Origin of the sequence: Paraburkholderia sp. Ac-20340 (genome assembly GCF_017104965.1) — a bacterium.
Taxonomy (GTDB): domain Bacteria; phylum Pseudomonadota; class Gammaproteobacteria; order Burkholderiales; family Burkholderiaceae; genus Paraburkholderia.
This window is the reverse complement of record NZ_JAAGPR010000006.1, coordinates 126,859-141,097: the sequence shown is the minus strand read 5'-3', so window position 1 is coordinate 141,097 and position 14,239 is coordinate 126,859. Positions and strand designations below refer to the sequence as shown.

12 protein-coding genes are annotated in these 14,239 nt (G+C 62.9%); 7 read left to right on the top strand and 5 right to left on the bottom strand.

The features are described from left to right. Positions 1-102 precede the first annotated feature (102 nt). Complete coding sequence (locus G3N59_RS09750) at positions 103-2,307, top strand: TonB-dependent siderophore receptor (RefSeq protein ID WP_205982381.1); 2,205 nt, start codon at positions 103-105, stop codon at positions 2,305-2,307. Between the two features lie 199 nt (positions 2,308-2,506). Next, positions 2,507-3,949 carry an NAD-dependent succinate-semialdehyde dehydrogenase gene (locus tag G3N59_RS09745; RefSeq protein ID WP_205982380.1) on the top strand — a complete coding sequence of 481 codons (1,443 nt, stop codon included), beginning with the start codon at positions 2,507-2,509 and terminating at the stop codon, positions 3,947-3,949. A gap of 68 nt (positions 3,950-4,017) precedes the next feature. Here the strand turns inward: G3N59_RS09745 and G3N59_RS09740 are convergent, their stop codons facing one another. Further along, the gene (locus G3N59_RS09740) at positions 4,018-4,410 is read right to left on the bottom strand and encodes a GFA family protein (RefSeq protein WP_205982379.1); all 393 of its coding nucleotides are present in this window, start codon (positions 4,408-4,410) and stop codon (positions 4,018-4,020) included. A gap of 211 nt (positions 4,411-4,621) precedes the next feature. On the opposite strand from G3N59_RS09740, the gene G3N59_RS09735 reads away from it, so the two are divergent. Together G3N59_RS09735 and G3N59_RS09730 are read left to right on the top strand one after the other, a co-directional pair. After that, complete coding sequence (locus tag G3N59_RS09735) at positions 4,622-5,677, top strand: catalase family peroxidase (protein WP_205982378.1); 1,056 nt, start codon at positions 4,622-4,624, stop codon at positions 5,675-5,677. Next, the gene (locus G3N59_RS09730) at positions 5,677-6,210 is read left to right on the top strand and encodes a cytochrome b/b6 domain-containing protein (protein ID WP_205982377.1); all 534 of its coding nucleotides are present in this window, start codon (positions 5,677-5,679) and stop codon (positions 6,208-6,210) included. The genes G3N59_RS09735 and G3N59_RS09730 overlap by 1 nt, the downstream gene beginning before the upstream one ends. Before the next feature lie 4 nt (positions 6,211-6,214). Here G3N59_RS09730 and kdgT read toward each other — a convergent pair whose 3' ends face one another. From kdgT to G3N59_RS09710, 4 genes are all read right to left on the bottom strand, one after another. Beyond that, on the bottom strand, positions 6,215-7,231 hold the full coding sequence (kdgT, locus tag G3N59_RS09725; RefSeq protein ID WP_205982376.1) for a 2-keto-3-deoxygluconate transporter: 1,017 nt from the start codon (positions 7,229-7,231) through the stop codon (positions 6,215-6,217). Positions 7,232-7,432: 201 nt separating this feature from the next. After that, positions 7,433-8,917 (bottom strand): efflux transporter outer membrane subunit, encoded by a 1,485-nt coding sequence (locus tag G3N59_RS09720; protein WP_205982375.1) that lies wholly within the window; start codon positions 8,915-8,917, stop codon positions 7,433-7,435. An 18-nt stretch (positions 8,918-8,935) separates the two neighbouring features. After that, entirely contained in the window at positions 8,936-10,597 is a 1,662-nt protein-coding gene (locus G3N59_RS09715) for an MDR family MFS transporter (protein WP_205982374.1), read from the bottom strand. Further along, on the bottom strand, positions 10,533-11,591 hold the full coding sequence (locus G3N59_RS09710; protein ID WP_241023352.1) for an HlyD family secretion protein: 1,059 nt from the start codon (positions 11,589-11,591) through the stop codon (positions 10,533-10,535). Before G3N59_RS09710 ends, G3N59_RS09715 begins: the two co-directional genes overlap by 65 nt. A 186-nt stretch (positions 11,592-11,777) precedes the next feature. Between G3N59_RS09710 and G3N59_RS09705 the strand changes: the two genes are divergently transcribed. The 3 genes from G3N59_RS09705 (at position 11,778) to G3N59_RS09695 (ending at position 13,945) form a co-directional block, all read left to right on the top strand. Continuing rightward, entirely contained in the window at positions 11,778-12,485 is a 708-nt protein-coding gene (locus G3N59_RS09705; RefSeq protein WP_205982372.1) for a CerR family C-terminal domain-containing protein, read from the top strand. A 158-nt stretch (positions 12,486-12,643) separates the two neighbouring features. Next, on the top strand, positions 12,644-13,279 hold the full coding sequence (locus tag G3N59_RS09700) for a LysE family transporter (RefSeq protein ID WP_205982371.1): 636 nt from the start codon (positions 12,644-12,646) through the stop codon (positions 13,277-13,279). A 99-nt stretch (positions 13,280-13,378) separates the two neighbouring features. Beyond that, a complete protein-coding gene (locus G3N59_RS09695) occupies positions 13,379-13,945 on the top strand; it encodes a TetR/AcrR family transcriptional regulator (protein WP_205982370.1) in 567 nt (188 codons plus the stop codon). The last annotated feature ends 294 nt before the right edge of the window (positions 13,946-14,239 follow it).

The window sequence follows — 14,239 nt, the reverse complement described above, 5'->3', positions numbered from 1 at the left end:
AATCATTTGCATTAGCATTTGCGGCGCTCCTTGAAGTTCTCGCGCCGCCCTCGGCACCCATAACAAAATCAACGTGAGCCGGGCATCCGGCCGATCGAACACATGAAGAACACCGCCGCCGTCCGCCGTTCCGGCCCCGGCTTTGTCGCCGTGCGCTGCGCCGCCCGCACGCGCATTCCGCTGAGCGCCGCCTTGCTGGTGAGCGCCGGCCTGACGTTGTCCACTTTGTCGGCCACGGGCTGGGCGCAGGAGACCGCGCAGAACGAAAGCCAGACCGGCAGCGCCACGGCGTTGCCCACCGTCAAGGTCAGCGCGACGCGCGACAGCGAAGCGGCTTCCCCCGAGCGTGTCTCGGCAGGCGCGCTGGGCAACCGGCGCCAGGTGGACACGCCGTTCTCCACCGACGTCGTCACCACCGAGCAAGGCAAGGACCGCCTCGCCAGCACCGCCAACGATCTGTTCAAGTACGATCCGGCGGTCACGAATATCGGCGACAACCTGACCGGCGAAAACTCGGCGTTCAGCATTCGCGGCCTGCCGATCGACATGCTCAACGGCGTCAAGGTCGATGGCCAGAACTTCCCTTCCTGGGACACCGAACTATCGCTCGAACCGTTCGAGCAGGTCGAACTGCTCAAGGGTCTTTCGGGCTTTATGTACGGCTTCAGCAATCCCGGCGGCATCGTCAATTACGTGCTCAAGCGCCCCACCGACGATCCCTATCGCAGCTTCTCGATCGGTTATCAGTCGGCGGGCGTATTCAGCGAGAAAATCGATCTGGGCGGACGCTTCGGCAACGACAAGCGCTTTGGCTATCGACTCAACCTCGTCAACGAAGACGGCAATACCGCCGAAGCCAACGGCCACGTGCGCCGCCAGGTGGCGTCGCTCGCGCTCGACTTCCGCATCACGCCGGACCTCACGTGGACCGTCGACGCGTTTTATCAGAAGCGCAAGACCAACGGCACGCTATTCGGGATCTGGTTTTACGACACGCCGATCCCCGATGCGAGCAAGGTCACGCACCAGCTTACGCAACCGCAGAACTACTACCAGACCGAGATCGCTTCGTTCGGCACCGGGCTGGAATATCGTCTCTCCGAAAACTGGCACGCGAACCTCAAGTACCGCTTCGCCAAGGAAAACCGCACCAACTCGGACAGCCTGCTGATGGTGACCGATGCGACGGGCAACTACAGCAACACGCTGTACGCGGCCCTGACGCGCTACTTCTACCAGAACGTCGACGCCATGGTGGAAGGCAAATTCAACACCGGCCCGCTCAAACATGACGTGGTGCTCGGCGCGAGCTATCAGACGCAGACCAGCGAATACGACAATAGCGAAGGCTGGAACAGCGGCTATTTTCTCGGCAACGGCAATCTCTATCAGAGCACGCTGCTGACCAACGACGCAGTGAATATCGGCGAGAATCTCTATCGCCATGAAGTCACGTCGCAGACTGCGCTCTACGCGAGCGACACGGTGCAATTCAACTCGCGCATTTCCGCGCTGCTGGGCCTGCGTTATACGCAGTTCCGCGACCGTGTCTATCAGCCCGATCAGTCGGTCAATGCCGATTACAGCGCGAATCCCGTCACGCCCACCGTTGCGCTGATGTACAAGCTCGATGCCGATTCGACGCTCTACGCGAGCTATGTCGAAGCGCTGCAGCAAGGCGGAGCGGCGAGCAATACCAACGTCAACTATCCGCAGACTTACGGCCCGCTCAAGAGCAAGCAATACGAAGTGGGTTTCAAGGCCGATCATCGCAACTGGGGCGCGAATCTCGCGCTGTTCCGCATCGATCAGGGCTACGAGTACACCAATAGCGCCAATGTGTTCGTGCAAAGCGGCACCAGGCGCTATCAAGGCGTCGATGCGAGCGGCTGGCTGCAACTCGCGCACGACTGGCGTCTGATGGGCGGCGTGATGTGGCTCGACGCCAAGGCCGTCGACGTGGACGATGCCAGTGTCGAAGGCAAGCGCGTCTATGGCGCGCCGCGCTTCACGCTCACGGGCCGCGTGGAATACAACCCGTCGTATCTGCGCGCGCTGACCGTTGCGTTCGGCGGCAAATACGTGGGCAATATGGCCGTCGATGCCGCGAATACGCAATTCGTCCCGGCATACACCACGTGGGACCTGAGCGCGAAATACGACACCCAGGTCGCCGGCAAGGACGTCACGCTGCGCGCCGGCGTGAACAACCTTTTCAATCGCCGCTACTGGACGGCAGCGTGGGGCTACTACGTGATGCCTTCGGCCACGCGCACCTTCGTTGCCAACGCCACGATCGAGTTTTAACGCAGCAATTCATTGCGCGTAAGCACCAGACAATAAGGGCCTTCGAGATTTTCGAAGGCCCTTTGCGTTTGCGTCACCAGCAAAGCGCGCGCAGCGGTGGCAGAATAGGCGGTTCTGTTTCCCGGCCACGATGTCACGCGTTGCCGCGCGCGGCGTCGGCTTCCCTTACCGTTGCATTGTTCAAGAGGATCGTTCCATCATGACTTCGAGCGCGAAGCCCTACCCGGATACCCAGATTTACGTCGACGGCGCCTGGCGCGCCGGCGCAAAGACGATTGCCGTGATCGACCCCGCCACCGAGGCGGAGATCGGACGCCTGAGCCTCGCCAGCGAACAGGACCTTTCGGATGCCGCCGAAGCCGCGGCGCGCGCGTTCAACGCATGGCGCAAGGTCTCGCCGCTCGAGCGCAGCAAGCTGATGCGCCGCGCCGCCGACCTGCTGCGCGAGCGCGCAGGCGACATCGCCGCCATCATGACGCGCGAGCAAGGCAAGCCGGTTGGCGAAGCCAAGGCCGAAGTGCTGGCAGGCGGCGACATCATCGACTGGTTCGCCGAAGAAGGCCGCCGTACCTATGGCCGCGTGGTGCCGTCGCGCACGGACGCCGTGCGCCAGATCGTCACGCGCGAGCCGGTCGGCCCGGTCGCGTGCTTCACGCCCTGGAACTTCCCGGTGAATCAAGCGGTGCGCAAGGTCTCGGCCGCGCTCGCCTCGGGCTGTACCGTCGTGCTCAAGGGACCGGAAGAAACGCCCGCGAGCTGCGCCGCGCTCGTGCAGGTGTTCATCGACGCAGGCGTGCCGCAGGGCGCGCTCAATCTCGTGTTTGGCGTGCCTTCGGATGTCTCGTCGTATCTGATCGCGCACCCGGCCATCCGCAAGATCTCGTTCACGGGCTCGACGCCGGTGGGCAAGCTGCTGGCCGCGAAGGCCGGCGAGCACATGAAGCGCGTCACGATGGAACTGGGCGGCCACGCGCCCGCGATCGTGTTCGCCGATGCGGACATTCCGCGCGCCGCGAAGCTGCTCGCTATCGCCAAGTTCCGCAACGCGGGCCAGGTCTGCATTTCGCCTACGCGCTTCCTGATTGAAGACGCGGCCTATGACGAATTCCTCGAACACTTCGTCGCCACGACGAAGACCATCAAGGTCGGCAACGGTCTTGAGGAAGGCGTGCAGATGGGCCCGCTCGCGAACGATCGTCGCCTCGCCGCGATGGAACGTCTTGTCGCCGATGCGCGCGAACACGGCGCGAAGGTGCTCACGGGCGGCGAACGCGTCGGCCGCGAAGGCTACTTCTTCGCGCCCACCGTGCTGGCCGATGTGCCGCTTTCCGCGCGCATCATGACCGAAGAGCCGTTCGGCCCGCTCGCGCCGGTTTCGCGTTTCTCGCGCTACGAAGACGTGATCGCCGAAGCGAATCGCCTGCCCTTTGGCCTCGCGGCTTATGCGTACACGCGTTCGGCGGCCACTTCGGCGGCGCTTTCCGAAGACATCGAAACCGGCATGCTGTCGATCAACCACCACGGCCTCGCACTGCCTGAAGTGCCGTTCGGCGGCGTGAAGGATTCGGGCTACGGTTCGGAAGGCGGCACCGAAGCGATGGAGCCGTACCTCGTGACCAAGTTCGTCACCGAGCATCGTTGATCGCAGGACGCGCGGCGCGTTGATTCCGGCGCGCCGCGCTTCGGGTTTCAGGCTTAAGGTTTCACTCTTTACTCGCGGTTGCGCGGATAGGTCGGCAGATCATCCGCCAGCTGCACCCAATCGAGCTGTTGCGACGTCCAGGTGTGATCCTCGGGCGGCGCTGCGCCGGGCGCATCCAGCGTGCCGGTGGCAACGTCGATTTCATCGGCATACGCCGCACTGCGGTAAGTCAGCGGCGTACCGCATTCCGGGCAAAACGCCCGCTCTACCCCTTCGCTCGACGCATACGATTTCGTTGCACCCGCAACCAGTTTGAATGCATCGCGCGACACACTCATCCAGCCGACGAACGGCGCCCCCGATGCGCGCCGGCAATCCACGCAATGGCACGCCGTCGTGCCGATCGGCTCGCCCGCGATCTCGTAGCGGACGCTGCCGCACAAACATCCTCCTTGGCGCATCGCTTTCTCCTTCGCTGCGTGCAGTTTCTTGCACGCGCCTTACAGATCGAATTTCTTTACATACGACGGGAATAGAACGCGCCATCGCCCTGTTGACGCTCATAACGGCCACCATGACCTTCGAGACAGGACCGATCATGCCCCATCGCCCATCGCCATTCCCGCACTCGCGCATCCCGACGATCGCATCGTACGCCAACGGAGCCGCATCATGAGCCGCCCCCCTATCTGCGTACCTTGCAGGCTTGCCGCCATTGCAGCCGTAATCGGTGGCACCGCTGGCCTGTTCGCATGGACGGCAGGATGGCTGACGCCGACGCGGCTGGACGCGCCGCACATCGTCAACACATTCGAAACGAACTATGGCGTCCACACGGGCTATCGGCGCAATCACGCGAAAGGCCTGTGCGTGGAAGGCGAATTCGATAGCAACGGCAATGGCGCAAGCGTATCGCGCGCGGCCGTGTTCGCGCCGGGCGCCACGCCCGTCATTGGACGCCTGGCGATTCCGGGCAGCAATCCATCGGCGCCTGACGCCAGCATACCGGTGCGCAGCATGGCCTTGCTATTCCAGTTGAAGGACGGCGAGCAATGGCGCACCGGCATGAATTCCGCACCAGTCTTTGTGGTTCGTACCCCGAAGCAGTTTTATCAGCAACTGGTCGCGTCGAAACCCGATCCGACAACCGGCAAGCCCGATCCCGCGAAACTCAATGCATTTTTTAGCGCGAACCCGGAAACGCTGCCGTTTCGCCAATGGTTGAAAGCGCATCCGCCTTCATCGAGCTTCGCGAATACGCCTTTCTGGGGCATCAACGCGTTCATCGCGACCAATGCCGAAGGCAAAATGCAGGCGGTACGCTGGGAGATGGTGCCCGAGACGCCATTCGAAGCCGAATCCGCCGATCAGAAACACAACCCCGATTTCCTCGCCGACGATCTCGACACCCGGCTCGCACAAGGTCCGCTGCGCTGGCATCTGGTGCTCGCCGTAGCGGCACCAGGCGACGCCACCAGCGACGCCACGCAGCAATGGCCGGATTCGCGCCAGCAGATCGACGCGGGCACGCTCGTGCTGCGCCAGGCCACACCGCAACGCGCAGGCGCCTGCCGCGACGTCAATTACGATCCGACCATCCTGCCCGATGGTCTGAAGCCTTCTGACGACCCGCTGCTCGCCGCGCGCTCCGCCGCCTATTCGGTGTCGTTCAACCGCCGCACGCGCGAGCAAGCCGCCCTGGCACACGAACATGGAGAAGCCCAGTAATGAAGCCCGTCCACGCGCATTTCAGCGGCCTCGCCCGCCTGCTTCACTGGTCGATGGCAGTCCTGATCGTTGCCATGCTCTTTGTGGGTGTGGGGATGGTGGCGACGGTTTCGACGCTACACGACAGCCTGATCGCACTGCATCGGCCGCTCGGCATCGCCTTGCTCGTGCTGGTGATCGTGCGCGTTGTCGTGCGCCTGACACGCGGCACGCCGCCTTTACCTCGCGATATCCCAGGCTGGCAGCGCACCGCCGCGCATGCGTCGCATCTGCTGCTTTATGCCTTGATGATTGCGATGCCCCTGATTGGCTGGGCGATGCTATCGGCGGCAGGTTATCCCGTGGTGCTCGCGGGCGCCGTGCATCTACCGCCCATCGCGCCGCACAGCGTCACGCTTTATGCCTTGCTGCGTGCGGCGCATACATGGCTCGCCTTGCTGCTGTTCGCAACGGTGATGATGCATCTGGGCGCGGCGCTGTTCCACGCATGGATCCGGCGCGATGGCGTATTCAGCAGCATGGCGCGCGGATAAACCGTCAAACATGCGCGTCGCGGCCGTGGACCGGTTGCATCGGCGGCCCCATGAATTCGGCGCGCAGCGCCTCGCGCGCACTCTTTCTGCGCACCCAGATGGCGGTGAGTATCGGCACCAGAATGGCCGTCACGAGGCAGGCCGTGGCGACCATTGCGGTTGCGGCCGGCACGAGCGGCTTGAAGCGCGGAATCATTTCGCCGATGATCGCCGGGTTCGCCACGGCCGCGCCCGCGGTGGACGACGCCGCCAGTCCCGCCGCGCCGTTGCCGCCCGCAATCAGACGATCGGCAAGAATCAGCGGAATGCCGGTCACGACGATCACGCCAAGACCGAGCATCACGCCCGCGAAACCACTGGTCGCGATCACGTTGAGATCGATGCCGTTGCCCAGTGCAAAGCCAAAGAACGGAATGAGCGGATGCACGCACCGCCCGAAGAGTTCGCGCAGATCGTGATCGAGATTGCCGAGCACAAAACCGACAAAGAACGGCAATACCGCGCCCACAAATAAACGCGGTTCGAAAAATGCCACGCCGGTCGCGCCCAGAATGATCATGCTGACGAGCGGCCCCGATTCGATCGACATCAGCACGAATGCGCCCGCTTCTTCTTTCGTGCCGTACTGCTGCATGACGGCGGCGTAGAGACCGCCGTTGGTCATGTCCATCGAGGTGGTGATCGCGAGGATGGAAAGGCCTGCAAACAGGCCGCTTTTGATGCCATCGACGGGCAGAAAGTGCGCGGCAACCAGCGTGGCGATCCACGCCACCAGCATCTTCGTGACGAGCAGCGTGCCGGATTTGCGCAGCACGGTGCCAGTCGCGCGCAGGTCGATGGTCGCGCCCATGCAGAAGAACCATACGGCAAGAATAGGCACGGTGCCCGCAATCAGGCCGTTGGTGAAAGAACCGAAGTATTTGCCCGCGCCGGGCGCGAACGTATGCACGCAGGCGCCGAGCAGCAATGGCACCAGCATCAGACCGCCAGGCACGCGATCGATGGCCTTCTTCAGCTTCATGCCTCCTCCTTGGACTTGTATCCAGTCTCGGGCTGCTTTCTTCAGAAAAATAGTAGCAGCGCCACGGAAGAGGCGTTTTGGTATTTTGGCTGCGAGCGCTCAGCGTTTACCCGTTGATTTACGGGGTTTTCTCACTATTTGAGTCATGAGGCGTGCAATATCAGACGATCGCCCGATGTATTGCACACCTCATCGTCATATTTAGCTGGCGTTGCTACGCCAGCCCAGACCCAGACTTTTCTGAATGGAAATGAAGTCCTTGAGCAGTTCGGCCTGCCCCGAAATCACATCCTGTTGCGCGAGAAATTCCGCGCGCTGCGTATCGAGCAGATCGACCAGACTGGATGCGCCCGCACGATAACGCTGACGCATCAGCACGGCCGAACGCTGCGCCGAGGTCTGCACTTTCTGCAGCGTCACCAGATGTTCGCGCTGATAGCCGTAGCGCGAAAGCGCACCGTTCGCATCCTGCAGCGCGGCGAGCACGGTCTTTTCGTAACGCGCTTCGGCTTCATCGCGCGACGCTTGCGCGCCGCGTACCGCACCCATCGTGCGGCCGAAGTCGAACAGATTCCATTGCAGATACGGCACGCCAACCCAGCTGAAATTGTTCTTGCGCAGCAGGTGGCCCGGGTCCGCCGCCGTGAAGCCCAGATCGCCGAATAGCGTGAGCTTGGGCAGGAAATCGGCGACATGCTCGCCAATCTGCGCGTTGCTCGACGCGAGACGCCGCTCGGCCGCGCGGATGTCGGGACGCTGCGCGAACATCGCCGCCGGATCGCCGACCGGCACCGAAGCCGGCAGCACCGGCAGCGCGCGCGGCGCAGCGAGTTCGGCGTCGAGCGCGCCCGGCGCCTTGCCGGTGAGCACGGCAAGTTGGTCGAGCGACGTCTCCACCTGCGAAGCCAGCGGCGTAATGGTCGAACGCGTGGTTTCGACCTGCGTGGTCAAACGCTCGACATCGACGTCCGCAGCCGTGCCGCCTTTACGGCGCTGCTCAGTGAGCGTCAGCGACTGCTGCTGCAATTCGGCAGTTTGTTGCGCGATCAACAAACGCTGCTGCTCGTTGCGCAGGTCGACATAGGCCTGCGCCACTTCGGCAGCGAGCGAGACTTGTGCATCGGCGAGATCGGCATCGACGGCATCGGCTTCGTCGCTCGCGGCTTCCACCGCGCGTCGCGTGCCGCCGAACAGATCGATCTCCCACGAAGCGTCGAAACCCGCCGTGTAGAACTGCAGCGGACCGCGGCCGCTCGACCCCGACGAACTGGAACTCGAACTCCCGCTACTCGACGAGAACGAACTCAGGTCGGGCTCGCGCATACGGGGCGCGGCGACGGCGGCCGAGATCTTCGGCATTTCCGCGCCACGCTGCTGCTGGAGTTGCGCACGCGATTCGCGCAGACGGGCACGGGCGGCGCGCAGATCGGGATTGTGCTCGAATGCAGCGGAAATCAGCGCATTCAATTGCGGATCGTCGAATGCGAGCCACCATTCGCTGGGCGCGCGTGCGGGTGTCACGCCTTGCGCCGGCGTGCGCACGAACGAAGCGGCGCTGGCCGCTTCGGGCGCCACGGCAGGCGCGCCGTGATAGTCGGGGCCAACCGTACACGCGGCGAGCGCGCAGGCCGCCGCCAGCGTTGAAAGCGGCGCGAGGAAAGGACGATAGGAGCGAGTTGCCGTCATGAGTCGAATTGTTTAGCTTCAGTGGCCGGCTGACGGCGCCTTCACGCCGGGCTGCGGTTTCTTGAGCAGGAGCGCGAGCGGCACGCAGGCAGCAAGCGCAACGCCGAGTACCCAGAATGTTTCGGAGTACGTGATGACTGTCGATTGCACCTGAATCTGCGCGGCAATCTGACCGAGCGATTGCACCTGCGCGTGCGCCATATCGCCGGTCTGGGCGAACCAGTTGGCCGCGCCCGAAGCCAGGCGCTCCTGCCCGATCACCGAGTTAGCGCTCAGCGACTCGCGCAGCATCGCCGTGTGGAAGGTCTCGCGCCGATCGATCAAGGTGCCGATGATCGCCAGTCCGACCGAGCCGCCCAGGTTACGCGCCATGTTGTAAAGCCCGGCCGCATCGCCCGAATCTTCGCGCGCAACGGCGGCCATCGAAGCCTGATTGAGCGGCATCATCGCCAGCATTTGCGCCACGCCGCGAATCAGTTGCGACCAGACGAAATCGTGGCCCACGCTCTGCGCGGTCAGCGAAATATCGAGCATGCAACTGAGCGTGAACAGCAAGAGCCCGGTCACCACCAGCACGCGAAAATCCACCTTGCCGAGCAGACGCGGCAAGATCGGCATCACCAGAAACGCCGGCAGCCCCGAAAGCAACATGATGGCGCCGGATTGCTCGGCGTTATAGCCGGCCACGATGCTCAGAAACTGCGGCAGCAGATACGAAATGCCGTAAAGACCGGCGCCCACCGCCGACACAATCACAATCACGCTCGCATAACGCGGATTGCGCATCAGCGAAAGACGCAAGATGGGTTTCTTCGCCACGAACTGCGAAATGCCGATCAGCACCATTCCCGCCAGCGACACGCAGGTCAGCGTGACGATCATGCTCGATTCGAACCAGCGCTCGCGCTGCCCTTCTTCGAGCACCACCGTGAGCGTGCTCAGCCCGACAGCGAGGCCGACGATGCCAAGCCAGTCGGCCTTCAAAAAGGCTTCCCAATGCGGACGATCCTTCGGCAGCCCGACCACCAGCAGCGTAATGAGCGCGATACACACGGGCAGGTTGATGAAGAAGCACCAGCTCCAGCTGATGTTTTCCGCGAGCCAGCCGCCCAGCACGGGACCGAGCAGCGGCCCGAGCAGCACGATCAACCCGAACACCGTCATCCCTACGGGCAATTGCGAAAGCGGTAGCCGCGTGCGGATAATGGTCTGTGCGGTAGGAATCATTGCGCCGCCGGTAAAGCCCTGGCCGATACGCCCGGCGATCATCAGGCCCAGCGTGCCCGACCAGCCGCACATCATCGAAAAGCCGATGAAGAGCGCCGCATTGGCAAGCAGAAAGTTTCGCAGTCCGAACACACGTGTGAGCCATGCAGCCAGCGGAATCATGACGATTTCCGACATCAGATAGCCCGTGGAAATCCACGTGCCCTCCGTGCCGGTCGCGCCGATTTCGCCCTGAATCTGCGGCAACGCCGAATTCGTAATCGAAATATCGAGCGTCGCCATCAGCGCGCCCAGCGCACCCGCGGCCACGGCGATCCAGTCGGCCGTGGTCGCGCGTTCGTGCGGCTGCGGCGCGGCCGGCGCGGCGCTGCCTGCAGCACCCGTTGAGTTAGTCACGATGATTCTCGGCGTCGATACGGCGATCGTCGTCGCGCGCGGAACGCGTATCGACATCGACATTCACGGACATACCCGGCAGCAGCACACCGCGCGTTTCAGGGCCGGTGTCGAGACGAATCCGCACCGGCACGCGCTGCACGATCTTGGTGAAGTTGCCCGTGGCGTTCTCCGGCGGCAGCAACGCGAATTGCGCGCCCGTGCCCGGCGAGAAGCTGTCGACCACGCCATGCAGCGTATGGCCCGGCAAGGCATCGACATGCATTTCGACCGGCTGGCCAATCCGCATGCGGCCGATCTGCGTTTCCTTGAAGTTCGCGGTGAGATAGGTTTTCTGCACCGGCACGACGGTCAGCATGCGCGTGCCGGGCTGCACGTACTGCCCCACACGCACGGTGCGATCGCCCACGCGCCCTGCAAGCGCGCTTTTCACCACGGTGTTGTCGAGATCGAGTTGCGACTGCGCCGCGCTGGCGCGTGCCGCTTCGAGTTGTGCGCGCGCCTGCGCCTGCTGCGCGGTGAGCGCGGCGATCTGCGAACGCTGCGCTTCGACCGCGGCCGAATCGGCGGCCAGCGTGGCTTGCGCCTGATCGCGCGTGCTCTTGAGTTCGGCGAGACGTTCGGTCGTTTCCGCGCCCGTGGCCGCCAGCGGCGCGTAGCGCGCCACTTCGTCCTGTGCGTGGCGCAGACTGACGCGCGCCACTTCCTGCTGCGCCTGCGATTGCGCGATGTTCGCGCGTTGCTGCAGGAGTTGCGCATCGGCGTGCTGGATGTCGGCCGCGCGCGCATCGACGGTGGCGTTCGCCTGATCGAGCGCGACCTGGTACTGGCGCGCATCGAGCTTCACGAGCGGATCGCCAACCTTCACGGTCTGGTTGTCGGCCACGTAGACATCGGTGATATAGCCGCTCACCTTGGGCGCGACGGTCACGCTGTCGGCCTGCAGGTAGGCATCGTCGGTACTTTCGATAAAGCGGCCGACGAGCCACCAGTGCCCGCCCCAGACGCCCGCCGCGACCAGCGCGCCGAGCCCGAGACCCACCAGCACCATCCGCCTGTTGCCACGTTTTCCCGGCGAAACGGCATCGCCCGGCACTTCGCGCCCAGGCGCACCCGCAGTCGTTGACATGATTTTCACAACCTTAGAAAAAGATTATTACCAGTTGGCAAAATTATTCCACCCGGAAAAATTGTGTCAAGTGTTATATTTTCGACAGCCAAGGCAATCCCACATGACATGAACGAACCCAAACGACTGCGCCGCCCATCGGCGGGCGGTTATGCACGCGGCGACGAAACGCGCCGCAAGATCATCGAAGCCGCCATCAGCCTGTTCGGGCAACTCGGTTTCGAAGGCGCATCGACACGCGATATCGCCGCGCGCGCGGGCGTGAATGCTCCGGCGCTGCAGTACTACTTCGAGAATAAGGAAGGCCTTTACCGCGCCTGCGCCGAGTCGATCGCCGACGAATCGTGGCAAGCGCTGGAGCCGGCCGTGCTGCGCGCACGCGCAGTCCTCGAACGCAACGGCGACACGCCGGAACTGATCGATGCCTTCATCGACATCCTGCGCGCCGTGGCCGATCGCACATTCGTGAAGCGCAGCGAGCCGGATCAACGGCTCTTTTTCGCGCGCGAACAAGGCGGCGGCGAACCCGAGATCGGCTCGCAGGTGCTGCGCGAACGCGTGCGCGAGCCGCTGAACGAAGTGAATGTGGAACTGCTCGCGCGCATCACCGGCAAGAAGGCCGACGATCCGCTCACCGTGGTGCGCATGTTCAGCCTCTACGGGCAATTTCTGGTGTTCCATATCGCGCGCGGCTCAACGCTGACGACGCTCGGATGGAATGAAATCGACGCGAAAAAAGCCGACTTCCTCAAGACCAGTTGCTGCGAGCAGACGCGTGTTCTGCTGGAGCACTGGAGCCGTTTGCGCGACGCCTGAGCGACCGTATCGTGTGCGCGCGTTTCCGATCGGAGACGCCAGCGGCATGGCGATGCGGATCGGAAACTGCGCGCATTGCGCACGATTTCGCTGCCCGACGTGCACAGCGTTTCGCGCGTGATAGTGTTAAAGATCCCTTCCACCTCCAGCCGATCGCCATGTCCCCCACTACCGCCGTCGTCAGCATCCTCGCCGCGCTTTTGCTCGGCGCCATGAGTCCCGGGCCCAGCTTTGTGATGGTCGCGCGCAATTCGATCGGCCTGTCACGACGCGACGGTGTCGCCACTGCGCTCGGCATGGGCGTGGGTGCAATCTGCTTTGCGGGCATCGCGCTCGCCGGCCTCTATACGCTGCTCGCCACGGTTGCGTGGCTGTATGCCGGTCTCAAGATCGCGGGCGGTCTCTATCTGCTTTACATCGCCTCGCGCATCTGGCGCGGCGCGGGCGAACCCGTGACGATGGGCGCAGGCGAGAAGCAGATCGCCCATCCCACGAAATCGTTCTGGACCGGCCTCACGACCCAGCTCAGCAACCCGAAAACGGCCGTGGCTTACGGCAGCATTTTCGTCGCGCTGCTGCCGCAGCATCCGCCGGTCTGGTGTTATTTCGCGCTGCCGCCGCTCGTATTCGCGATCGAAACCGGCTGGTATACGGTGGTCGCGCTGAGTTTTTCGAGCCAGCGTCCGCGCGATATGTATCTGCGCGCCAAGCACTGGATCGACCGCATTGCTGCTGGCGCAATCGCGGCGCTGGGTCTGCGGCTGATCGTCAGCGCCGGTCACCGCGGGGTTTAACGCTAGCTGAGCGCCGGGTTTCCTTAAGGAAACTCGGCGGGAAAAGAAATTTTCCCCGGGCGCTTGACAATCTACCTTCTAGTAGATAAATTAGAGCCCATGAACACGAAGTTGACAGTACGCGAACAGGTTCTCGATCACGCCATCACGTTGATGATGTTGCGCGGGTATAACGGTTTTAGTTATCGCGACCTGTCGGAACTCGTGGGCGTGAAGACGTCGAGCATTCACTACTACTTCCCGTCGAAAGACGACCTCGTGCTCGAGGCGGTGAAGCAGTACAGCGACGAAGTCATGCAGGCGCTGCAAACGGTCGACCCGGCACTGCCGGCCAACGAAAAGCTCGCGCTGTACACGCGCTTTTTCGGCAAGACGCTTGGCGACGGTAACCAGATCTGCCTGTGCGGCATGCTGGCCGCCGACATCGAAACGCTGCCCGAGTCCGTGCGCGAAGCCGTTCAGGCGTTCTTCCGCACGAACGAATCGTGGCTGGCGAAGGTGCTGGCGCAAGGCGTCAAGGAAGGTACGCTGGTCGCACGCGGCAAGCCGGAAAGCGCAGCGCGCACGTTGTTCGCCGCGTTGCAGGGCAGCGTGATCGCAAGCCGCCTGTTTCATACGAAGGCGCGCCTGGAAGACGTGGAAGCCATGTGGAAAGTGGCGTCCTGAGCAGGTTGGCCAGAGAGATTTGAAGAAGGCGGTTCACCGCCTTTTTGCAGGACGATGAATCTATCTTCTGATAGATAGCTCCATCGAAAAGCAGGACATCCGGTAAAAATTAATGTATGTTTATGTCGTAGCCCTATATCTATCTAGTGATAGATAGTATTTGAAAAAATGACGACGGCGATCACGTGTACGCCACGAACGAACGCTATCGTCGATGTCATGCAGTCAACCCTTGTCGCGAAGACCGCCATTGGTCCGGACGACTAACGATTCAACACCTGCAGTTTTCATGCT

Coding starts and splice junctions, on each gene's coding strand:
- G3N59_RS09750 (WP_205982381.1), top strand. CDS start 103: ATGAAGAACACCGCCGCCGTCCGCCGTTCCGGCCCCGGCTTTGTCGCC.
- G3N59_RS09745 (WP_205982380.1), top strand. CDS start 2,507: ATGACTTCGAGCGCGAAGCCCTACCCGGATACCCAGATTTACGTCGAC.
- G3N59_RS09740 (WP_205982379.1), bottom strand. CDS start 4,410: ATGCGCCAAGGAGGATGTTTGTGCGGCAGCGTCCGCTACGAGATCGCG.
- G3N59_RS09735 (WP_205982378.1), top strand. CDS start 4,622: ATGAGCCGCCCCCCTATCTGCGTACCTTGCAGGCTTGCCGCCATTGCA.
- G3N59_RS09730 (WP_205982377.1), top strand. CDS start 5,677: ATGAAGCCCGTCCACGCGCATTTCAGCGGCCTCGCCCGCCTGCTTCAC.
- kdgT (WP_205982376.1), bottom strand. CDS start 7,231: ATGAAGCTGAAGAAGGCCATCGATCGCGTGCCTGGCGGTCTGATGCTG.
- G3N59_RS09720 (WP_205982375.1), bottom strand. CDS start 8,917: ATGACGGCAACTCGCTCCTATCGTCCTTTCCTCGCGCCGCTTTCAACG.
- G3N59_RS09715 (WP_205982374.1), bottom strand. CDS start 10,597: ATGTCGATACGCGTTCCGCGCGCGACGACGATCGCCGTATCGACGCCG.
- G3N59_RS09710 (WP_241023352.1), bottom strand. CDS start 11,591: ATGGTGCTGGTGGGTCTCGGGCTCGGCGCGCTGGTCGCGGCGGGCGTC.
- G3N59_RS09705 (WP_205982372.1), top strand. CDS start 11,778: ATGAACGAACCCAAACGACTGCGCCGCCCATCGGCGGGCGGTTATGCA.
- G3N59_RS09700 (WP_205982371.1), top strand. CDS start 12,644: ATGTCCCCCACTACCGCCGTCGTCAGCATCCTCGCCGCGCTTTTGCTC.
- G3N59_RS09695 (WP_205982370.1), top strand. CDS start 13,379: ATGAACACGAAGTTGACAGTACGCGAACAGGTTCTCGATCACGCCATC.